Origin of the sequence: Ferrovibrio terrae (assembly GCF_007197755.1) — a bacterium.
Taxonomy (GTDB): domain Bacteria; phylum Pseudomonadota; class Alphaproteobacteria; order Ferrovibrionales; family Ferrovibrionaceae; genus Ferrovibrio; species Ferrovibrio terrae.
The window spans coordinates 2,487,318-2,506,717 of sequence record NZ_CP041636.1 but is presented as its reverse complement, the minus strand read 5'-3'; the positions used below and the strand labels follow the sequence as shown (position 1 = coordinate 2,506,717).

18 protein-coding genes are annotated in these 19,400 nt (G+C 64.0%); 6 read left to right on the top strand and 12 right to left on the bottom strand.

What is annotated here, in order from left to right:
- Positions 1 to 7: 7 nt before the first annotated feature.
- From FNB15_RS12210 to coxB, 9 genes are read right to left on the bottom strand one after another with little or no spacing between them, the layout of a single operon-like run.
- Positions 8 to 1,498, bottom strand: a complete 1,491-nt coding sequence (locus tag FNB15_RS12210; RefSeq protein WP_144068966.1) for a carboxypeptidase M32 — start codon at positions 1,496 to 1,498, stop codon at positions 8 to 10.
- Positions 1,495 to 2,250 carry an SURF1 family protein gene (locus FNB15_RS12205; protein WP_144068965.1) on the bottom strand — a complete coding sequence of 252 codons (756 nt, stop codon included), beginning with the start codon at positions 2,248 to 2,250 and terminating at the stop codon, positions 1,495 to 1,497. Before FNB15_RS12205 ends, FNB15_RS12210 begins: the two co-directional genes overlap by 4 nt.
- Entirely contained in the window at positions 2,243 to 2,623 is a 381-nt protein-coding gene (locus tag FNB15_RS12200) for a DUF983 domain-containing protein (protein ID WP_144068964.1), read from the bottom strand. Before FNB15_RS12200 ends, FNB15_RS12205 begins: the two co-directional genes overlap by 8 nt.
- Before the next feature lie 10 nt (positions 2,624 to 2,633).
- The gene (locus FNB15_RS12195) at positions 2,634 to 3,437 is read right to left on the bottom strand and encodes a cytochrome c oxidase subunit 3 (RefSeq protein WP_144068963.1); all 804 of its coding nucleotides are present in this window, start codon (positions 3,435 to 3,437) and stop codon (positions 2,634 to 2,636) included.
- A 23-nt stretch (positions 3,438 to 3,460) separates the two neighbouring features.
- Positions 3,461 to 4,063: a cytochrome c oxidase assembly protein gene (locus FNB15_RS12190; protein ID WP_221932639.1), complete on the bottom strand. Its 603-nt coding sequence runs from the start codon at positions 4,061 to 4,063 to the stop codon at positions 3,461 to 3,463.
- A complete protein-coding gene (locus FNB15_RS21475; protein WP_281287772.1) occupies positions 4,060 to 4,191 on the bottom strand; it encodes a hypothetical protein in 132 nt (43 codons plus the stop codon). Before FNB15_RS21475 ends, FNB15_RS12190 begins: the two co-directional genes overlap by 4 nt.
- Positions 4,188 to 5,132 (bottom strand): heme o synthase, encoded by a 945-nt coding sequence (locus FNB15_RS12185; RefSeq protein WP_281287771.1) that lies wholly within the window; start codon positions 5,130 to 5,132, stop codon positions 4,188 to 4,190. The genes FNB15_RS21475 and FNB15_RS12185 overlap by 4 nt, the downstream gene beginning before the upstream one ends.
- A gap of 30 nt (positions 5,133 to 5,162) precedes the next feature.
- Entirely contained in the window at positions 5,163 to 6,785 is a 1,623-nt protein-coding gene (gene ctaD, locus FNB15_RS12180) for a cytochrome c oxidase subunit I (RefSeq protein ID WP_144068962.1), read from the bottom strand.
- 28 nt (positions 6,786 to 6,813) lie between these two features.
- Complete coding sequence (gene coxB / locus FNB15_RS12175; protein WP_246068673.1) at positions 6,814 to 7,641, bottom strand: cytochrome c oxidase subunit II; 828 nt, start codon at positions 7,639 to 7,641, stop codon at positions 6,814 to 6,816.
- Between the two features lie 283 nt (positions 7,642 to 7,924).
- On the opposite strand from coxB, the gene FNB15_RS12170 reads away from it, so the two are divergent.
- The 4 genes from FNB15_RS12170 (at position 7,925) to FNB15_RS12155 (ending at position 14,658) form a co-directional block, all read left to right on the top strand.
- On the top strand, positions 7,925 to 11,242 hold the full coding sequence (locus FNB15_RS12170) for a bifunctional diguanylate cyclase/phosphodiesterase (RefSeq protein ID WP_144068960.1): 3,318 nt from the start codon (positions 7,925 to 7,927) through the stop codon (positions 11,240 to 11,242).
- Positions 11,243 to 11,399: 157 nt separating this feature from the next.
- Positions 11,400 to 12,839: a metalloprotease TldD gene (gene tldD / locus FNB15_RS12165; RefSeq protein ID WP_144068959.1), complete on the top strand. Its 1,440-nt coding sequence runs from the start codon at positions 11,400 to 11,402 to the stop codon at positions 12,837 to 12,839.
- A gap of 35 nt (positions 12,840 to 12,874) precedes the next feature.
- A complete protein-coding gene (gene cysE / locus FNB15_RS12160; protein WP_144068958.1) occupies positions 12,875 to 13,708 on the top strand; it encodes a serine O-acetyltransferase in 834 nt (277 codons plus the stop codon).
- Between the two features lie 11 nt (positions 13,709 to 13,719).
- Positions 13,720 to 14,658, top strand: a complete 939-nt coding sequence (locus FNB15_RS12155; protein WP_144068957.1) for a hypothetical protein — start codon at positions 13,720 to 13,722, stop codon at positions 14,656 to 14,658.
- Here FNB15_RS12155 and FNB15_RS12150 read toward each other — a convergent pair.
- Positions 14,639 to 16,003: a glutamate--cysteine ligase gene (locus FNB15_RS12150; protein WP_144068956.1), complete on the bottom strand. Its 1,365-nt coding sequence runs from the start codon at positions 16,001 to 16,003 to the stop codon at positions 14,639 to 14,641. The two genes, FNB15_RS12155 and FNB15_RS12150, sit on opposite strands and share 20 nt — an antisense overlap.
- Positions 16,004 to 16,125: 122 nt before the next feature.
- The gene (locus FNB15_RS12145; RefSeq protein ID WP_246068672.1) at positions 16,126 to 16,788 is read right to left on the bottom strand and encodes a 16S rRNA (uracil(1498)-N(3))-methyltransferase; all 663 of its coding nucleotides are present in this window, start codon (positions 16,786 to 16,788) and stop codon (positions 16,126 to 16,128) included.
- Between the two features lie 104 nt (positions 16,789 to 16,892).
- Between FNB15_RS12145 and ubiA the strand changes: the two genes are divergently transcribed.
- Both ubiA and FNB15_RS12135 read left to right on the top strand, forming a co-directional pair.
- Entirely contained in the window at positions 16,893 to 17,819 is a 927-nt protein-coding gene (gene ubiA, locus FNB15_RS12140) for a 4-hydroxybenzoate octaprenyltransferase (protein WP_144068954.1), read from the top strand.
- A gap of 64 nt (positions 17,820 to 17,883) precedes the next feature.
- Positions 17,884 to 18,636 (top strand): hypothetical protein, encoded by a 753-nt coding sequence (locus FNB15_RS12135; RefSeq protein ID WP_144068953.1) that lies wholly within the window; start codon positions 17,884 to 17,886, stop codon positions 18,634 to 18,636.
- Here the strand turns inward: FNB15_RS12135 and FNB15_RS12130 are convergent, their stop codons facing one another.
- Positions 18,637 to 19,377, bottom strand: coding sequence for a hypothetical protein (locus FNB15_RS12130; RefSeq protein ID WP_144068952.1), 741 nt, complete (start codon positions 19,375 to 19,377; stop codon positions 18,637 to 18,639).
- Positions 19,378 to 19,400 lie beyond the last annotated feature (23 nt).

Here is a 19,400-nt window from a genome sequence, read left to right as displayed (position 1 = left end):
CGTTATCTCAGTTCAGGTAGCGGGCCTTGAGGTGGGCCTTGAAAGCCGCGGTGCCCAGCGGTTTCCCGGTGGCTTCGCGCAGCAGTTCGTCGGTGGTCAGCAGTGCGCCCTTGCCATGCACATTGGCGCGCAGCCATTTCAGCAGCGGCTTGAAATTGCCCTTGGCAATGCCGGGCAGGATGGCGGCATCCTGCGCCTTGGCGGCGGCAAACAGCTGCGCCGCTGACATGGCGCCGAGCGTATAGGTCGGGAAATAGCCGATCGCGCCCGACGGCCAGTGGATGTCCTGCATGCAGCCGTTGCGGTCGTCCGGCACGTCCACGCCCAGCAGGGTCTGCATGCCGTCATTCCAGGCAGCCGGCAGCTCGGCAATCGGCAGGTCATCGTTCAGCATTGCCTGTTCCAGACGGTAGCGCAGCATCACATGCGCCGGATAGGTCACTTCATCGGCATCCACGCGGATCAGGTCCGGCTTCACGCGGGCATAGATGCCCTGCATGTTGGCTTCGGACCAGGCTTCGCCGCTGCCCTTGAAGGCCTTGCGCAGCAGCGGCGTGGCATAGGTCAGGAATTCCGCGCCACGGCAGACCTGCATCTCGATCAGCAGGCTCTGGCTTTCATGCAGCACCATACCGCGCGCCTCGCCGACCGGCTGGTCGCGCCAGGCCCTGGGCAGGCCCAATTCGTACAGCGCATGACCGGTTTCATGCAGGATGCCCATCAGCGCCTTGGTGAAATCGTCTTCCGCATAGCGCGTGGTGATGCGCACATCGTCCGGCACGCCGCCACTGAAGGGATGCGCACTGACATCCAGCCGGCCGTGACTGAAATCAAACCCCAGCACCTTCATGAATTTCAGCCCGACCTCACGCTGCGTCTCGGTCGGGAACGGCCCCAGCAGCGGCAACGGGTCCGGGCGCCTGGCCTGCTTCACCAGGGCGCGATCGATAAAGTCGGGCAGGAAGCCGGCCAGATCGGCGAACAGCTTGTCGATGCTGGCCGAGCGGCCGCCCGGCTCGTATTCATCGAGCAGTGCATCATAGGTGCCGAGACCGAAGGCCGCAGACTTCGCCGCCGCCACTTCGCGGGTCAGCTCCAGCACCGGCTTGAAGGCCTTGGCGAAACTCTTGAAGTCGTCGTCGCGGCGCGCCTTGCGCCACACCATCTCGCAGGCCATCGCCGCCTTTGTGCGCGCTTCGACCAGCCTGGGGTTCAGGGCCGTGGCATGGCGCCACTGGCGCTGCATCTCGCGCAGATTGGCGCGCTGCCAGTCGTCCAGCGCCTTCGCGTCAGACGCCGCCAGATTGAGCTGGTCGCCCAGCTTCGGGTCGGTGATCCAGTCATGCCGCAGCACGCTGAGTGTCGCCACCTGCTCGGCGCGGGCCCTGGCACCGCCTTCGGGCATCATGGTCGACTGGTCCCAGCCCAGCACCGCCAGTGCGCCGTTGACGGCACTGATGCGGCGGAACTGCTTCTCCAGCGCCTTATAGGTTTTCATGGCTTGTCCAGCCCTGCCTTCTGGCCTTCGCGTGCGCGCCGACGATGCCACAGCACATAGATCACGGCCAGCACGACGGCACCGCTATACCAGGTGAAGGCATAGGCCAGATGATTGTTGGTGAAGGTCAGCCGCGTATGGCCCGATCGCGGCCAGCCGCCGGGTACCGTCACGCTCGCATCCGCATCGACGAACAGCACCGGCGCATCGCTGATGCCGGCCACCTTCAGCATCCCGGCGGCGTCGCCGTAATACCACAGGTTCCGCTGCAGGTCGTTGTCGGGCGTAAACCAGCCCTTGCCCCAGGGCGCATGCACGACGCCGGTGATCGTGACCTCGCCCGCCACCTGTCCCGGCACCCGCTTGGCCGGGTCCTTGTCGTCAGCCGGAATCCAGCCGCGGCTGACCAGAACCGAGCCGGGCGCATCGCTGCGCTTCAGCGGCGTGATGACGTGGTAACCGAAATTGCCGCGCTCGGAATGCGCCAGCAGATGGAATTCGCGGCTGTGGTCGAATTCGCCCTTCACCATCACACGACGGAAATGCCAGGCCTGTGCATCCACGGCGCCTGTCGGCAGGGCAACCGGCGGCGCCTTCAGCCCCTCCTCGACGCTTTCGATCAGGTCGAGTTTCCACAACAGCCGCTGCACCTGCCAGGTGCCGAGGACCAGCAGCAGGATCAGGGCGGGGATCGTAAAGAGAGTTGGGCCCAGAGCGGGCCGCATGCCGAGAATTTTCAAGGGATTACTCACGCAGCAATTCGATGTCGGACGACGCCTTATGACGGAATTGTAGGGCGACGAGCGTTGCTTTGAAGGGCCGCAACAGCCCAATCGACCCGCCAAGGATCAAAGGCGTCCACAACACCATATGCAGCCAGAACGGCGGCGAAAAGCGTAGCTCGACCCAGAGCGCCAGGCCGACAACGATGAAACCAAGGATGAGGATGACGAAAACCGCCGGCCCGTCGCCGGCATCGATCTTGGCATAATCCAGATCGCAGGACGGGCAGCGCGGCTTGACCGAGAGCAGCCCGTCAAACAACGGGGCCTCGCCGCAGCGTGGACATCTGCAGCGAAGCCCCGTCGAAACTGGCGACAGCGGCGGATAGAAGGCGGCCGCCATCGCTTTTGCCTTAATGCGCCGGACCTGCGCCCCACCAGTAAATGGCGGCGAACAGGAAGAGCCAGACCACGTCGACGAAATGCCAGTACCAGGCAGCCGCCTCGAAGCCGAAGTGATGATCGGGCTTGAAGTGGCCCTTCATCGCGCGGAACAGGCAGACCAGCAGGAACACCGTGCCGACGAACACATGGAAGCCGTGGAAGCCGGTCGCCATGTAGAAGGTCGAGGCATAGATGCCATCGGTGAAGCCGAAGGCGGCATGGCTGTATTCAAAGATCTGGCAGGCCGTGAACAGCACGCCGAGGATCACCGTCAGGGTCAGACCCTGCACCAGGCCCTTGCGGTCGCCATGCAGCAGCGCATGGTGCGCCCAGGTCACCGTGGTGCCCGAGAGCAGCAGGATCAGGGTGTTGACGAAGGGCAACTCCCACGGATTGAAGGTCTCGATCGTTGCCGGCGGCCAGACATGGCCGATCGCATCGCTCGGGTACAGCGCCGCGCCGAAATAGGCCCAGAACCAGGCGACGAAGAACATCACTTCGGAAGCGATGAACATCACCATGCCGTAGCGCAGATGCAACTGCACCACCGGGGTGTGGTGGCCGTCATGCTCGGCTTCCCTGATCACGTCGCGCCACCAGGCAGCCATGGTGTACAACACCACCGCCAGGCCCGGCAGGATCCACAGATAGCTGTGGCCGTGGAAAGAGTAGACCGCACCGATGGCAAGCGCGAAGGCGCCCATCGAGCCGATGAACGGCCACGGGCTCGGATCGACGAGATGGTAATCGTGATTGCGGGCGCTACTGGCCATGGATACCCCCTTCTTACAGACTCTTAGTTGGCCGGCCGGGCGGTGTCGCCACGGTCCGAGACTCGGGTGTGCTCTTCCTTGCGGAAGAAAGTGTAGCTCAAGGTGATGTCGACGACATCGCGGGTCTTCGGATCCTTCAGCAGTTCAGGATCGACGAAGAACGACACGGGCATATCGACGGTCTGGCCGGGGCCAAGCTCCTGCTCGGTGAAGCAGAAGCAGGCGATCTTGTTGAAATACTGACCGGCCTTCTCGGGCGTGACGTTGAAGCTGGCAGTACCCACGATGGTGCGGGCGGTCGGATTGGTGGCCTGGTAGAAGGCCAGCGTTTCCTCGCCCGGGCGCACCTTGATCTCGCGCTGCACCGGCTGGAATTTCCATGGCATGCCCGGCGCCACGGTGGCATTCAGGCGTACGGTGACCAGCTGCTCGCCGGCCTCGTCCGCACCCGGAATGGCCCCGGGCGCCTGCGCAGCGCGCAGCGGCGTGCCGGCAAATCCGGTGACACGGCAGAACATGTCGTACAGCGGTGCGGACGCAAACGCGCCGGCAGCCATGAAGGCCACGGTCACGACGCAGTAGGCCGCGATGCGGCGGTTCTTGCGCTGCAGGTCAGGCGCGGTCAATGCGCACCTCCCATGCGGACAATGGTGATCGAGTAGAACAGCACCACCAGCGCAAACAGCACCACCGCCAAAGCGATGTTGCGCGCCCGGCGGCGCTTATGCTCGTCGTGCTGCGGCATCGCGCTCATGCCCCCCAGCCGAGCCCGCGCTCAGCCAGCAGCAGGGCGAACAGCAGGAACAGGTAGAGGATCGAATAGCCGAACATGTATTTGGCCGACTTGTAATCGGTGCTGCGCCAGATACGGAAAGCGATGCCGAGGAAGATTGCGCCCAGCAGCGCAGTCACGCCACCATAGAGCGGGCCGGCCAGTCCGAGCATCCAGGGGCTGAGCGTGATCGGCACCAGCAGCAGGCTGTAGAGCAGAATCTGGCGGCGCGTTTCGGGTTCACCCGCCACGACCGGCAGCATCGGCACGCCGGCGCGGGCGTAGTCGTCGGAACGATAGAGCGCCAACGCCCAGAAATGCGGCGGCGTCCACATGAAGATGATGGCAAACAGCAGCAGCGGCAGCAGGCTGAGGTCGCCGGTGACGGCGGCCCAGCCGATCATCGGCGGGAAAGCGCCGGCGGCGCCGCCGATGACGATATTCTGCGGCGTGCGACGCTTCAGCCACATCGTGTAGATGAAGACATAGAAGCCGATGGTGAGCGCCAGGATGGCAGCCGCCACCCAGTTGACGCCGAGCCCCATCACCAGCACCGACCCGACCGACAGCACGCAGCCGAAGCCGAGCGCCTCATCCCGGCTGATGCGGCCCTGCGGGATCGGACGGCTTTGCGTGCGCGTCATCACCGCGTCGATATCGGCGTCGTACCACATGTTGATCGCGCCCGAGGCGCCGGCCCCGATGGCGATGCACAGCAGCGCGGTGATCGCCAGCACCGGATGAAGTGAGCCAGGCGCCAGAACCATGCCGACGAGGCCGGTGAAAACGACCAGCGACATCACGCGCGGCTTGAGCAGCGCGAAATAGTCGGCCGGGCGGGCTTCGCCGGTCTTGCCGTAAGCGGCATCGAGGCCGGCATTGCCGGCCTCGTTTACCTGTCCAATGAAACTGGCGTCGGACAAACTCGAACTCCCGGGGCTGGAGTTCCGGTCTTACTTGATGACCGGAAGCTTCTCGTACTGGTGGAACGGCGGCGGCGAGGACAGCGTCCATTCCAGCGTGGTGGCACCTTCGCCCCACGGATTGTCCGCTACCTGCTTCTTCTTGATGAAGGCCCAGATCACCGAAGCGACGAAGAACAGCGTCGAGGCAAAGGCGATATAGGCGCCGATCGAAGCGACGTAGTTCCAGCCGGCGAAGGCATCCGGATAATCCGGAATGCGGCGCGGCATGCCCTGCAGGCCGAGGAAGTGCATCGGGAAGAACAGCAGGTTGACGCCGATGAAGGTGGTCCAGAAATGAATCTGGCCAGCCGTCTCGCTCAGCTCGTAACCCGACATCTTGCCGAACCAATAGTAGAAGCCGGCAAAGATGGCGAACACGGCGCCGAGGCTGAGCACGTAGTGGAAATGCGCCACCACGTAATAGGTGTCATGCAGATAGGTGTCGACGCCGGCATTGGCCAGCACGACGCCAGTGACGCCACCCACGGTGAACAGGAAGATGAAGCCGATGGCGAACAGCATCGGCACCGTAAAGCGGATAGAGCCGCCCCACATCGTGGCGATCCAGGAGAATATCTTCACGCCTGTCGGCACCGCGATCACCATGGTGGCAGCGGTGAAGTAGGCTCGGGTGTCGACGTCCAGACCCACGGTGTACATGTGGTGCGCCCAGACCACGAAACCGACCACGCCGATGGCGACCATGGCGTAGGCCATGCCGAGATAGCCGAATACCGGCTTCTTCGAGAAGGTCGAGATGACCTGGCTGACGATGCCGAAGCCCGGCAGGATCAGGATGTACACTTCGGGATGGCCGAAGAACCAGAACAGATGCTGGAACAGGATCGGATCGCCGCCGCCTTCAGGCTTGAAGAAGGCAGTGCCGAAGTAACGGTCGGTCAGCAGCATGGTGATGCCACCGGCGAGTACCGGCAGCGACAGCAGCAGCAGGAAGGCGGTGATCAGCACCGACCAGACGAACAGCGGCATCTTGTGCAGGGTCATGCCCGGCGCGCGCATGTTGAAGATGGTGGTGATGAAGTTGATCGCGCCGAGAATCGACGACGCACCGGCGATGTGCAGGCTCAGGATGGCAAAGCCCACGGCCGGACCGGGATGACCGACATCCGACGACAGCGGCGGATAGATCGTCCAGCCGCCGCCCATGCCGAGACCGCCGGCCGGGCCTTCCACCATGGTGGAGATCAGCAGACAGCCGAAGGCAGGGATCAGCAGCCAGAAGGAAATGTTGTTCATGCGCGGGAAGGCCATGTCCGGCGCGCCGATCATCAGCGGCACGAACCAGTTGCCGAAGCCGCCGATCATCGCGGGCATGACCATGAAGAAGATCATGATCAGGCCGTGGCCCGTGACCAGCACATTGAACAGATGATGGTTGCCGGCAAGGATGCCGTCGCCCGGGTTCATCAGTTCGGCGCGCATCAGCACCGAGAAGAAGCCGCCGATCAGGCCGGCGATCACGGCGAAGATCAGGTAGAGCGTACCGATGTCCTTGTGATTGGTCGAATACACCCAGCGGCGGAAGCCGGTCGGGGTGTGGTGATCGTCATGATGATGGCCGTCATGGGCGTGGGCCTGATTGTAAGCCATTGCGCTCCCCTGGTCCTAAATCTTGCGGTTACTGGGCGGCGCGCGCGTCGGCGAGACGCGGCGACGGACCGTCGACAGTGGCGAATTTCTGCTTGGCTTCCTCGGCCCACTTTGCATAGGCGTCCTTGGAAACCACCTGCACCTTGATCGGCATATAGCCGTGGTAGGCGCCGCAGATTTCCGAGCACTGGCCGTAATAGGTGCCTTCGCGTTCGGCGCGGAACCAGGTTTCGTTGGTACGACCCGGCACCGCATCCTTCTTCACGCCAAAGGCCGGCATGGCCCAGGCGTGGATCACGTCGGCAGCCGTGATCAGCAGACGGATGTTGGTGTTGACCGGAACCACCACCACGTTGTCGGTCTCGAGCAGGCGATGCTGGCCCTGCTTGATCTCGTTCTCGGGGATGATCGTGGCGTCGAAGGTGAAGTTGCCGTTATCCGGATACTCGTAGCTCCAGTACCACTGCTTGCCGATCGCCTTGATGGTCAGTTCCGGCTTGGCGGTCTTGTCGGCGTAGTAGAGCAGCTTGAACGAAGGCACCGCGATCACGATCAGGATCAGGATCGGCACCACGGTCCACAGCACTTCGACCAGCGTGTTGTGCGAGGTCTTGGACGGCACCGGGTTGGCCGAGGCGCGGAAGCGGACCATCACATAGATCAGCAGCGCCAGCACGAAGAGCGTGATCAGGGTAATGACCCACATCAGCAGATCATGGAAATTGTGCATCTCCACAGCCACCGGGCTCACCGCGGGCTGCATGCCCAGCAGCCAGGGCGCCGGCAAGCCGGGCGTGCCGGCATCGGCAGCCTGGGCTGCGCCAGCAGAGATCAGGACGGCCACAGCCGCGGTCAAAGCCGAAACACGGCCCGCGGCCCAGCGGACGGCCGCAAACGAAGTCCACCCCATCGTTCAATACCCTCGTTAATGACTTGGGAGTCTAAACACTTTCGAGGCCGGACCATACACCGGCACATGTCGCGCGCCCAGTCTGCGGGCCGTCGTCCGAGGCCTTTCTGCGACGATTTGTCGCTCCGCCTGCGCACCCCCCTCGCTGCCCCCCTTAAGCATTGATTTGGCTTGCGCTTGCGCCATCCCGGCGAGCCCCCTAAGCTGCCCTCTCCCGGGGGCTCCAGGCATGCTCGATCCGAACCAGCGGAAACTGACGCAGGACATACTCGACTGGCTCGATCGGCCCGCATTCACGGTTGAATATGGCCCCGGCGATGACTACCGTTACGTGTCCTGCAACACCGCTTACGCCGCTTTGACGGAAATGAACGCCGAGGCCCTGGCCGGCCAGGGCCTGTCGGCAGGCTTTGCGCTGGGTGAAGCTGCCAAGGTCCGCGATTTGCTGGACCAGACCCGTCGCGAGGGCCGGCGCCAGATCGGCAATACCCTGATCCGCTGGGCCAACGGCTGGCTCTGCCAGGGCCTGACGGTCGCCCCGCTGAACGACAATAACGGCCGGGTGAACGGCCTGATGGTGATCGCCGAGGCCAGCACCCCGGAGCGGATGCACCAGGTCGCCCTGCAGGTGGCCGAATACAAGCTGCGCGACTTCGCCGAACTGGCCTCCGACTGGTTCTGGGAAACCGACGCGGACCACCGCTTCACCTGGATTTCCGAGTCTTCAGGCGGCCAGACCACGGCCCTGCGCAATCTGTTCCTCGGCCGCTGCCGCTGGGAGGTCGCCATCCAGGGCGACAACGAATCCGACACCCTGTTCTGGGAAGAGCATCGCCGCCAGCTCGACCGCCACGAGCCGTTCCGCGGCTTCCGCTACTGCTCGATCATGGGCGACACCGAATTGTGGATCGAGATCAACGGCAAGCCGGTCTCCGACGCCAATGGCCGCTTCATGGGCTATCGCGGCTCCGGTCGCGATATCACCGAGCAGTACCGCCAGCAGCGCCGCATCGAGTCGGCCCTGCGTCAGGCCGAGGAAGCCAGCCGGGCCAAGAGCCAGTTCCTGGCCAATATGAGTCATGAGCTGCGCACGCCGCTGAATGCCATCATCGGCTTCTCGGAAATCATCCGCGACCAGATGTTCGGTTCGGTCGGCGTGCCGCGCTACGTCGACTACGCACGCGACATCAACGGCTCGGGCACGCATCTGCTCGCGCTGATCGGCGACATCCTGGACATGTCGCGCATCGAGGCGGGTTATTACGCACTGGATGAAAAGGCCGTCGACCTGTCCACGGTGATTCAGTCGGCGCTCACCATGGTGCGGCCGCAGGCCGAACGGGGCGGCATCACGCTGCGCAATCTTTCGCCCGACACGCTGCCGCAGCTGCGCGCCGACGAACGCGTGGTCAAGCAGGTGCTGATCAATCTGCTGGGCAACGCGGTGAAGTTCACGCCCAGCAGCGGCACGATCGATGTGGTGTTCCGCCAGCTGCCCGACGGCACCCCGTCGCTGACCGTGATCGATACCGGTATCGGCATCACGCCCGAGCGACTTGAGCATATCTTCGAACCCTTCCAGCTCGCCAAAGCCGAGGTGGCGCGCCAGCACGGCGGCACCGGCCTTGGCCTGTCGATCAGCAAACGCCTGATGGAACTGCATGGCGGTTCGCTGTCGCTCAGCAGCACCGTGGACAGCGGCACGCAGGCGCAGATGACCTTTCCGAACTGGCGCCTGCTGTCGGATGCCGACCAGGAATGGACGCCGCCGGTTGCACCTGAGCCGGCTGCACCGGCACCGATGCAGGCGGCGCCCCAGCGCAAGATGGAACAGCCGGCGCCGCGGCAGCCCGACAGCACCGAGCTTGGCGAAACGCTGCGCACCCTGCTCGCCACCATGAACGAAGGCGTGCTGACCATCGATGGCCAGGGCATCATCGTCAACGCCAGCGATACCTGCGCCACGATCTTTGGCTATGCCGCCGGCGAACTGAACGGCCAGAACGTCAAGACGCTGATGCCCGAGCCATTCCGCTCCGGTCATGACTCTTACGTGCGGAATTATCTCACCACCAAGCGCGCCAAGATTCTGGGGCTCGGCCGCGACACGCTGGGCCGGAAGAAATCCGGCGAGATTTTCCCGATCCATATCAGCGTTGGCGAGTATGCTGGCGAGGACGGCCCGGCCTTCATCGGCCTGATCCGCGACATCTCCGATCGCCGCGATGTCGAACTGCGCGCGGAATTCGCCAGCCGCAACGATCCACTGACCGGCATTCTCAACCGCGCCAGCTTCATTGCGGAGACCGAACGCATGCTGGGCGCGCAGCATCGCCTGGACGGCGGCCTCTGGGTGCTGTTCAACCTCGATATGGATGGCTTCCGCGATATTAACGAAGGCTTTGGCTATCACATCGGCGATTCGGTGCTGAGAAGCATCGCAGAGCGCCTGGGTGAGGTGCTGCCGCGCGAGGCCCTGATCGGCCGTATCGCGGCCGATCAGTTCTCGGCGCTGGCCGGCGTGAACGATCTGAACCATGCGCTCAATCTTGCGCAGACCGTGCATGCGCATCTGACCAAGCCGGTAACCGCCGAAGGTCGCGTGGTCCCGCTGAAGGTCAGCATGGGCGCGGCAATCGTCGATGATCCGAGCGAGAAGATCGGCGACGCGCTGGCCAAGGCGGAACTGGCGATGAAGCTGGTTCGCGCCGCGGGCGGCGATTCAACCCGCTTCTACAGCCCGGAAATGACGCGTGCGGCCGAACGCCGCCTGCGCCTGACCATGAACCTCGATGCCGCCATCGAGAACAACGAATTCCATGTCGTCTACCAGCCCGTGGTGGAGACTTCGACCGGCGCCATCTGCGCCATCGAAGCCCTGTTGCGCTGGAAACATCCCGATCTCGGCGCGATCTCTCCGGCCGAGTTCATTCCTCTGGCCGAGGAAACCGGCAGCATCGTGCAGATCACGCGCTGGGTGTTCGCCAATGTGGCCGAGCAGATCCGCAGCTGGCGCCGCAACGGAATCGAGCCGCGCCGCGTCTTCGTGAACGTGTCGGGCCAGCAGTTCATCCGCGACGACCTGCCGGCATATTTCCGCAAAATGGCCGAGGAAGAAACCGATCTGGTGCACTTCATCGGCATCGAGATCACCGAACAGGCCGCGATCCAGAATATGGAAGCCACCGTGCAGGCGATCCGCGATCTCGCCGAGATCGGCATTGATGCCGCGCTCGACGATTTCGGCACCGGCTATTCATCGCTGAGCTACATCCAGCGGCTGCCGATCCGCAAGATCAAGCTCGACCGCGCCTTCATCGCCGACCTGCCTGGCAACGACCGTGACATCGCCCTGGTCCGCGCCATGATCGGTATGGCGAACGGTCTCGACCTGCCTGTGGTGGCAGAAGGTGTGGAAACCGCCGCGCAGCGCGATTTCCTGCGCGGCGTGGGCTGTAGCGAATTGCAGGGCTATCTGATCAGCCGGCCCGTGCCACCCGACGAGATGGGTGAATTGCTGCGCCAGAGCGATCGCCGCCGCCGTTAATTTACGGCGACGGAAAAGACTGGGCGACCGCCACCGCCGCTAATTGAGCCGCCGCCCGCTACAGGGGCTGTATTTTTTTAACTCCAACGCCATATAGTCCTGAACCACAGGCTGTCTTACTGTTTTTCCTGATTTTCAGGTTTTTCGAGGGTCCGTTATGACCGGTGCATCCGCTGCCCAGGAGCTGTTTTTCACCCGTGCCGGCCTCGACCGCGCCCGGCTGGACAGCATTGTCGGCGATGCCCTGCAGGGTGCCGATGATGGCGAGCTGTTCCTCGAATACAGCCAGTCCGAGGGCCTGACCTTCGACGATGGCCGCCTGAAGGCGGCGGCCTACGACACCACACAGGGTTTCGGTCTGCGCGCCGTATCAGGCGAGCAGACCGGCTATGCCCATGCCTCCGAACTGAGCGAGGCCGCCATCCGTCGCGCCGCCACCACCGTGCGCGCCGTGCGCGCCGGTCATAGCGGCGAGATGAGCCTTGGCCCTGTAGCCACCAACCGCCACCTCTATGGCGACGACAATCCGCTGAACGAGATTCCATTCGAGCAGAAGGTCGAGCTGCTGCAGGCCATCGATGCCTATGCCCGCGCCAGGGATCCGCGCGTCAGGCAGGTCTCGGCGTCACTGGCCGGCAGCTGGCAGGCTGTCGCAATCCTGCGCGCCGACGGCAAGCTGGTGCAGGATGTGCGCCCGCTGGTGCGCCTGAATGTGTCTGTTGTCGCCGGCCAGGGCGACCGTATGGAAAGCGGCAGCCGCGGCGCAGGCGGCCGCGTCGGCTACCAGCAGTTCTTCGATCCGGCCCATTGGCAGGCCGAGGTGGACGATGCCCTGCGCCAGGCGCTGGTCAACCTCGACTCCGTACCCGCGCCGGCCGGCGAAATGCCTGTAGTGCTCGGCCCGGGCTGGCCCGGCATTCTGCTGCATGAAGCGATCGGCCATGGCCTGGAAGGCGACTTCAATCGCAAGAAGACCTCGGTCTTCTCCGGCCTGATGGGCCAGCGCGTGGCCGCACCCGGCGTCACCATCGTGGACAATGGCACCATCGACAAGCGCCGCGGCTCGCTCACCATCGACGACGAAGGCACGCCGACCGAGAACACCATGCTGATCGAGGACGGCGTCCTCAAGGGCCTGATGTACGACCGCATGAACGCCCGCCTGATGGGTGTGAAGTCGACCGGCAACGGCCGGCGCCAGTCGTTTGCCCATAACCCGATGCCGCGCATGACCAACACCTACATGCTGGCTGGCGACCGTGACCCGGCCGAGATCCTCGGCGGTGTCAAAAAGGGCATCTATGCCGTGAACTTCGGCGGCGGCCAGGTCGATATCACCTCTGGCAAGTTCGTGTTCTCGTGTACCGAAGCCTACATGGTCGAGAACGGCAAGATCGGCGCGCCGATCAAGGGCGCCACGCTGATCGGCGCCGGCGCCGAAGTGCTGAAGCAGGTGAAGGCGGTCGGCAATGACCTGCAGCTCGACACCGGTATCGGCACCTGCGGCAAGTCCGGCCAGGGCGTGCCGGTTGGCGTCGGCCAGCCGACGTTGCTGATCGAAGGTTTGACTGTCGGCGGTACGGCCAAGGCGGCGTAAGCCCCCGGCCGATCGCTTTACGAGGGGGAAGTCCCATGCCCGCGACTCTTGGCAAGAAATACAGCAGCGTCGACCTGCTGAAGCATGATCCGGTCTGGCAGCGCATCCGCGAGGAAGCCGCCCATGCCGCCCAGCAGGAACCTCTGCTCGGCAGCATGGCGCATTCGGCCGTGCTGCATCACGAGCGACTGGAAGACGCGCTGAGCTACATCCTGGCGCAGAAGCTGGGCAGCACCGAGCTGTCGGCGCTGGGCCTGCGCGAAGTGATCGAGGACGCCTTCGCCGCCGACCCGGATATCGGTCATGCCGTGCGCGCCGATCTGGTTGCCGTGAACGAGCGCGATCCGGCCTGCCGCAGCTTCCTGAAGCCCTTGCTGTTCTTCAAAGGCTTCCAGTCGCTGCAGGCGCATCGGGTGGCGAACTGGCTGTGGCGCGAAGGCCGCGAGACCATGGCCTTCCTGCTGCAAAGCCGCACCTCGGAAGTCTTCGCCGTCGATATCAATCCGGCAGCGAAGTTCGGCCGCGGCATCCTGATCGACCATGGCACCGGCGTGGTGATCGGCGAAACCGCCGTGATCGACGACGATGTCTCGATGCTGCAGAACGTGACGCTGGGCGGCACCGGCAAGGAAACCGGCGACCGCCATCCGAAGATCCGCCGCGGCGTGCTGATCGGCGCCGGCGCCAAGATCCTCGGCAATATCGAGATCGGTGAAGGCGCCAAGATCGGTGCCGGCAGCGTGGTGCTGATCCCGGTGCCCGCGCATTGCACGGCGGCCGGCGTGCCGGCCAAGATCGTCGGCGACTGCGAATGCGAGCAGCCGTCGCGCGAGATGAATCACGGCCTGCCCTACCACCGCGACGACTGATCGCGCTCCTTATGCGCCGGCTTCTGTTCGGTGTGCTGGTTGCTGTGCTGCCCTCGCTGGCAGCGCAGGCGCAGTCGCTTGTTGGCGCACTGGAATGGCTGCCGCCTGGCAGCCTGTCGGTCGAGAGCCTGACCCGGCACCCGGAAGAACAGCTTGAGGGTGGAGAGAAGCAGAGCTTCTACGTAGACCTCGGCCGGCTCGCCTTCCGCAGTCCCGATGTGCTGGGCGGCACCGCGCGCAAGGCCGGACTTTCCTGTCAGGCCTGTCACGCCAACGGCTTTGCCACCACGGCCTTCTTCATCCCCGGGCTTTCTAACAAGCCGGGGAGCATCGATGTCAGCCATGCTTTCTGGAATCTGCGCGGCGAAGACGGCATCGACAATCCGCTGGAAATTCCCTCCCTACGCGGCGTGAAAACCAAGGACCGTTTCGGCCAGGACCGCCGTACGGCCTCGTTACGCGACTTCACCCGCCGCGTGATCGTGACCGAATTCGCCGGGGCCGAGCCCGATGCCCTGCTGCTCGATGCCTTGATCGCCTATCAGGAAAAGCTGCAGCCTGCGGCGGCGGTCTACGAACCAGTCAGCCTGCGGCAGGATCTTGCCGATCTGACGCGCTATCTCGATGCGCTGCGTGTGCCGCTGGCCGAGGAAGAGTCCGCGCTGGCCGAACGCATGACGGTGATGATCCGCAGCCAGATCGGCTTCATCCACGAGCGTTTCGCAGACGACGACCTGCGCGGCAGCCGCGGGCTGCTGGAGGAATGGTCACGGCAGTTGGCGCAGATTGCGCTGCAGGCCGAACAGGGACGATGGGTGCAGGCGCGTACCGCGCGAGCCGACCTGCGTCAGGCGATTGCAAAGCCGCCCGCCGTGCTGGCGGCCGATCTGCCGCGCAGCCTGTATCAGCCGGAGCACCTGAAAATGTGGCTCAGTAAGCCAGTTCGGTGAAAGCCGGATCGACCGACTTGTTCCAACGACCGTTATAGAGCTTCAGCAGCGCTTCCGCCGGCGTCTCGCCGCTTTCCACGATCCGCACCAGCGGCTCAAGGAAATGTGTCTCGTCCTCGCCAGCCGGCGACAGGCGAGAGCGGTTCTTCAGGCCGCTCATGGCGATCTGCACCATCTGCTCGGCATAGTGCTTCAGCGGCCGGCCACGCAGCGGCGTATGAAGACCGTATTTCGGCGCATCCAAACGCAGTTGCTCGCGCTCGGCTAGCGTCCAGTCGCGGCACAGGTCCCAGGCCGCATCCAGCGCGGTCTTGTCATACAGCAGGCCGACCCAGAGCGCCGGCAAGGCACAGAGCCGCGACCACGGGCCGCCATCGGCGCCGCGCATCTCGAGGAAACGCTTCATGCGCACTTCGGGGAACAGCGTGGTGATGTGGTCGGCCCAGTCGCGCATGGTGGGCAGAGCGCCCGGCAGGGCCGGCAGCTTGCCCGCCATGAAGGCACGGAAGCTCTGGCCCGAGGCGTCGATATACTTGCCGTCGCGATAGCTGAAATACATCGGCACATCGAGCGCATGGTCGACATAGCGCTCAAAGCTCATGCCGTCATCGAACACGAAGCCGAGCATGCCGGTACGGTCAGGATCGGTGTCGGTCCAGATCTGGCTGCGGTAGCTCAGGAAGCCGTTCGGCTTGCCCTCGGTGAAGGGCGAGTTGGCGAACATCGCCACGGCCAGCGGCTGCAGCGCCAGGCTGGTGCGGAATTTCTTCACCATGTCGGCTTCGGAACCGTAATCCAGATTCACCTGCACGGTGCAGGTACGCAGCATCATGTCGAGGCCGAGATTGCCCTTCTTGGGCATATAGGCACGCATGATGTTGTAGCGGCCCTTGGGCATCACCGGGATGTCGTCGCGGCGCCATTTCGGATTGAAGCCCAGGCCCATCATGGCAATGCCGGCCTCTGACCCCACTTCGCGCACCTGCTTCAGATGCGTCGAAACCTCGATACAGGTCTGGTGAATGGTTTCGAGCGGTGCGCCCGAAAGTTCGAACTGCCCGCCCGGCTCCAGCGTGATCGACTGGCCGTCCAGGGTCAGCGCGATGACATTGCCGCCTTCGACCACCGGCTCCCAGCCGAACCGCTGCAGACCGGTGAGCAGGCCCTTGATGCTCGCCGCGCCCTCATAGGGCAGCGCACGGAAATCAGAGGTGTTGTAGGCGAATTTCTCGTGTTCGGTGCCAATGCGCCAGTCGGCTTCCGGCTTGCTGCCCTCGGCCAGATACTCGACAAGCTGCGCCTTGGACGTGATCGGCGTCTCTGGGGCCTGGGCGGGACCGGACATGAAAACCTCAGTGCTTATTATTATCGTTTACGCTGGACTGCTGGTGCGGGCCGAACGGCCGTTCCGCATATGGGGCAGCCAAGCTCTGTTGTCCAGCCCCGTAAGGCTGCCGTTCGATGACGCTAATTCTGCCGAACGGATTGTAAAATGGCCAAGGCGGCAATCGCCGCCGTTTCCGCCCGCAGGATACGCGGCCCGAGCGATACCGTCACCACCTGCGACAGGGCCGCAAGACGATCCAGTTCCTCCGGCGCGAAACCGCCTTCGGGGCCGACCAGCAAGGCGCATGGCCCCCTGCCTTTCGCCGCGGCCAGCAGTGATGGCGCGTCGCTGCGTTCGGCGCAGAGAAACAGCTGGCGGTCCTGCGGCCAGTCCTGCAGCAGTTTCTCCAGCGTGACTGCCGGCGCCACCTCGGGCACGTCCAGCCGCTCGCATTGCTCGGCGGCTTCGCGGGCATGCGCCGCCAGCCGCTCGGCATTGACCTTCTGCATCTGCGTGCGCCGCGTGATCACGGGCAACAGGCGGCCGGCGTCAAGCTCGGTGGCTTTTTCAACAATCATCTCGATGCGGCCCTGCTTGATCGGTGCGAAGCAGAGCCAGACATCCGCAGTGGAGGCCGGCTGCGGGCGCAGTTGCGCCGCGAGATCGAGCCGCACGCCTTTCTTGCCGGCCTCGGCGATGACGGCACGGAATTCGCCATCGCGGCCGTTGAACAGTGCCACGGCCTCGCCAGGCTGCAGACGCAGCACATGCCGCAGGTAATGCGCCTGATCGTCGGGCAACATGACGGAGCCGCCCGCGCTCAACGCGTCGGTCACATGGAGGCGGGCTTTGACAGACTCGGCCATTCCGGTTGTGCTGGGACAGAGGACCTATTACACGAAGCGTTATGACAAAGCCCGGGGATGATGTCACGGATCAGGCTCCCGCCGACGCAGTGGCCAATCACTGGGTCGAACGCTGGCTGCCGGCCGGCTGGCGACCCTATGCCCGGCTGTCCCGGCTGGACCGCCCGATCGGCACCTGGCTGCTGCTGCTGCCCGGCTGGTGGGCCATCGCATTGGCTCGCCCGCTGGAAGCCGAACTGGATGTCTGGCTCATCGTCCTGTTCGGCATCGGCGCCCTGGTGATGCGCGGTGCCGGCTGCACCTTCAACGACATTGTCGATCGCGATTTCGACGGCCAGGTCGAACGCACCAGGCTGCGCCCGATCCCCTCGGGCCAGGTGAGTGTGACGCAGGCCTGGATCTGGCTGGTGATGCAGGCACTGGTCGGCTTTGCCATCCTGATCCAGATGAACGCGCTGGCGATCTGGCTGGGCGTCGCCTCGCTGGGGCTGGTTGCCATCTATCCCTTCATGAAGCGCTATACCTGGTGGCCGCAGTTCTTCCTCGGGCTGGCCTTCAACTGGGGCGCCGTGCTGGGCTATGCCGCCGTCAGCGGCCGGCTCGACTGGATCACGCTGATTCTCTATGTCTCCGGCATCATCTGGACGCTGGGCTACGACACCATCTATGCCCTGCAGGATAAGGAAGATGACGCCCTGATCGGGGTGAAATCCACCGCCCGGCTGTTTGGCAGCCATGCGCGACTGTGGATTGCCGGCTTTTACGACCTCACCCTGATCGGGCTTGCCCTGGTCGGCTGGCTGGCCGGGCTCGGCTGGCCCTATTGGGTCGGTCTTGGCCTGGCAGCCGCACATTTCCTCTGGCAGGTGCTGACACTGCGACTGGACGACAGCGCCGACTGCCTGACGAAATTCCGGGCAAATCGCGATACGGGCCTGATCCTCTTCGCTGCCTTCTTATTGGGCTAGCTTTCGACATGGCAAAGACCATTATCGCTTGGCGAAAACTGGGGCGCCGCGTATCTTCGCGCGCATGAAAAAGCCCCGAATCAGCGCCAAAGACTTCGCCAGCCTGTACAAGCAGTACAACGCCAATCTGGCTTTCGTGGATTGTGGCCGCAAATGCGCGCCCCTCAACAACGGCCAGCCGGTCTGCTGCACCACCGAGAATGCCATCCCGGTGGTGGACAAGGCGGAGTTCGAACTGCTGAAGGGCCGCACCGACCTCTGGTTCAAGTACAAGCCGAACGACGCGGTCTCGCGCCGGATCGTCGATGAGCTCAATTCCAATGCCTGCGCCATCGAATGCAAGGGCGCGGCCTTCTGCGAGCGCGACAACCGCACCATCGCCTGCCGCTCCTTCCCCTTCTATCCGTATCTGGACAAGAAGGGCAATTTCATCGGCCTGACCTACTACTGGGATTTCGAGGACCGCTGCTGGATCATCTCCAACATGCAGGTGGTCGAGCGCAAATTCGTCGACGAGATGGTCGCGGCGTTTGAGCGCATCTTCAAGCTCGACCCTGACGAATACGACACGATGAAGAGTCATTCGGCCACCATGCGCCGCGTCTTCACCCGCCAGGGCAAGATCATCCCTATCATCCATCGCGATGGCGGCTATTTCAAAATCAAGCCGGGCAATGACGGCACGCTGACGCCCTGCACGCCCGATGACTTCAAGAAATTCGGCCCCTACAAGTCGGAAGCGGCCTATATCAAGGCCGTGAAGGAAGCTGGCGGCACGCTGGGCCCGGTCCCCAAGGGCGGCTATCTCGCGTCGTAATTAAGCCTGGTCGTCAAACAGGAACGTACCGAGCAGCACCCAGCGGCGGGCTTTCGCGTCCTGTTTCGGCTTCGCCCGCAGCGGCGTCGTATAGTGCCAGAACGGCAGCCGGTAGGCCGTCACCAGCCCGGGCTTCTGCGTCACTTCCACCATCTCGGTGAAATGGCCGGTCTTCGCATAGACCAGATACTGGTCGCGCACGGCTGTCGTCGCAAAGCTGAGATGCATGTCCAGATAGCCGCGCGCGGCAGCAGGTTCTTCAGGGTGATGATCGGTATGTGGCCCGGCATAGTCACCCGCGCCATAAGCAATCGCCTGCAGGCCGTATTTCTTCTTCAGCGTCCGCCCGGCGAGGGCTGCGGCAAAGGCGCGATAGCTGTCTGACCGCAGGCATGCGACCAGCCCGATCTCCTGCGCCACCTTGAAAGCAGCCGAACGCGGATTGTCGAGGTGGGCGGTCTGCTGCCGCATCGTCTTGGGCAGCTGCTCGGCATAATTCTGTGTCTGCTCCCAGATCGTCTCGGGCGGGATCGGCTGCGCCATCTCGCGCAAATACGGCAGCAGGTACTTTTCCAGCAGCATGGCAACCGCGCGCGCCTGTTTCGGATCGACCAGGCCATCCAGCGCCAGGAACCGAGTGCGTGGATTGGCCAGTGCGCCCGCCTGCGTATGGCGGCCCGCCAGCAGGGCTTCACCCCGGGTTGTCAGCAGATCGGCAAACTGGTCAGGAAAACAGCGCATGCCATGGGCTTAGGCGCAGAGGC

Excerpts from the sequence above, each read along its gene's own strand:
- FNB15_RS12155 (WP_144068957.1), top strand. The coding sequence starts at position 13,720 with ATGCGCCGGCTTCTGTTCGGTGTGCTGGTTGCTGTGCTGCCCTCGCTG.
- FNB15_RS12170 (WP_144068960.1), top strand. The coding sequence starts at position 7,925 with ATGCTCGATCCGAACCAGCGGAAACTGACGCAGGACATACTCGACTGG.
- FNB15_RS12135 (WP_144068953.1), top strand. The coding sequence starts at position 17,884 with ATGAAAAAGCCCCGAATCAGCGCCAAAGACTTCGCCAGCCTGTACAAG.
- ubiA (WP_144068954.1), top strand. The coding sequence starts at position 16,893 with ATGACAAAGCCCGGGGATGATGTCACGGATCAGGCTCCCGCCGACGCA.
- FNB15_RS12210 (WP_144068966.1), bottom strand. The coding sequence starts at position 1,498 with ATGAAAACCTATAAGGCGCTGGAGAAGCAGTTCCGCCGCATCAGTGCC.
- FNB15_RS12130 (WP_144068952.1), bottom strand. The coding sequence starts at position 19,377 with ATGCGCTGTTTTCCTGACCAGTTTGCCGATCTGCTGACAACCCGGGGT.
- ctaD (WP_144068962.1), bottom strand. The coding sequence starts at position 6,785 with ATGGCTTACAATCAGGCCCACGCCCATGACGGCCATCATCATGACGAT.
- FNB15_RS12195 (WP_144068963.1), bottom strand. The coding sequence starts at position 3,437 with ATGGCCAGTAGCGCCCGCAATCACGATTACCATCTCGTCGATCCGAGC.
- cysE (WP_144068958.1), top strand. The coding sequence starts at position 12,875 with ATGCCCGCGACTCTTGGCAAGAAATACAGCAGCGTCGACCTGCTGAAG.
- FNB15_RS12200 (WP_144068964.1), bottom strand. The coding sequence starts at position 2,623 with ATGGCGGCCGCCTTCTATCCGCCGCTGTCGCCAGTTTCGACGGGGCTT.
- FNB15_RS21475 (WP_281287772.1), bottom strand. The coding sequence starts at position 4,191 with ATGAGCGCGATGCCGCAGCACGACGAGCATAAGCGCCGCCGGGCGCGC.
- FNB15_RS12150 (WP_144068956.1), bottom strand. The coding sequence starts at position 16,003 with ATGTCCGGTCCCGCCCAGGCCCCAGAGACGCCGATCACGTCCAAGGCG.
- tldD (WP_144068959.1), top strand. The coding sequence starts at position 11,400 with ATGACCGGTGCATCCGCTGCCCAGGAGCTGTTTTTCACCCGTGCCGGC.
- FNB15_RS12145 (WP_246068672.1), bottom strand. The coding sequence starts at position 16,788 with ATGTTGCCCGACGATCAGGCGCATTACCTGCGGCATGTGCTGCGTCTG.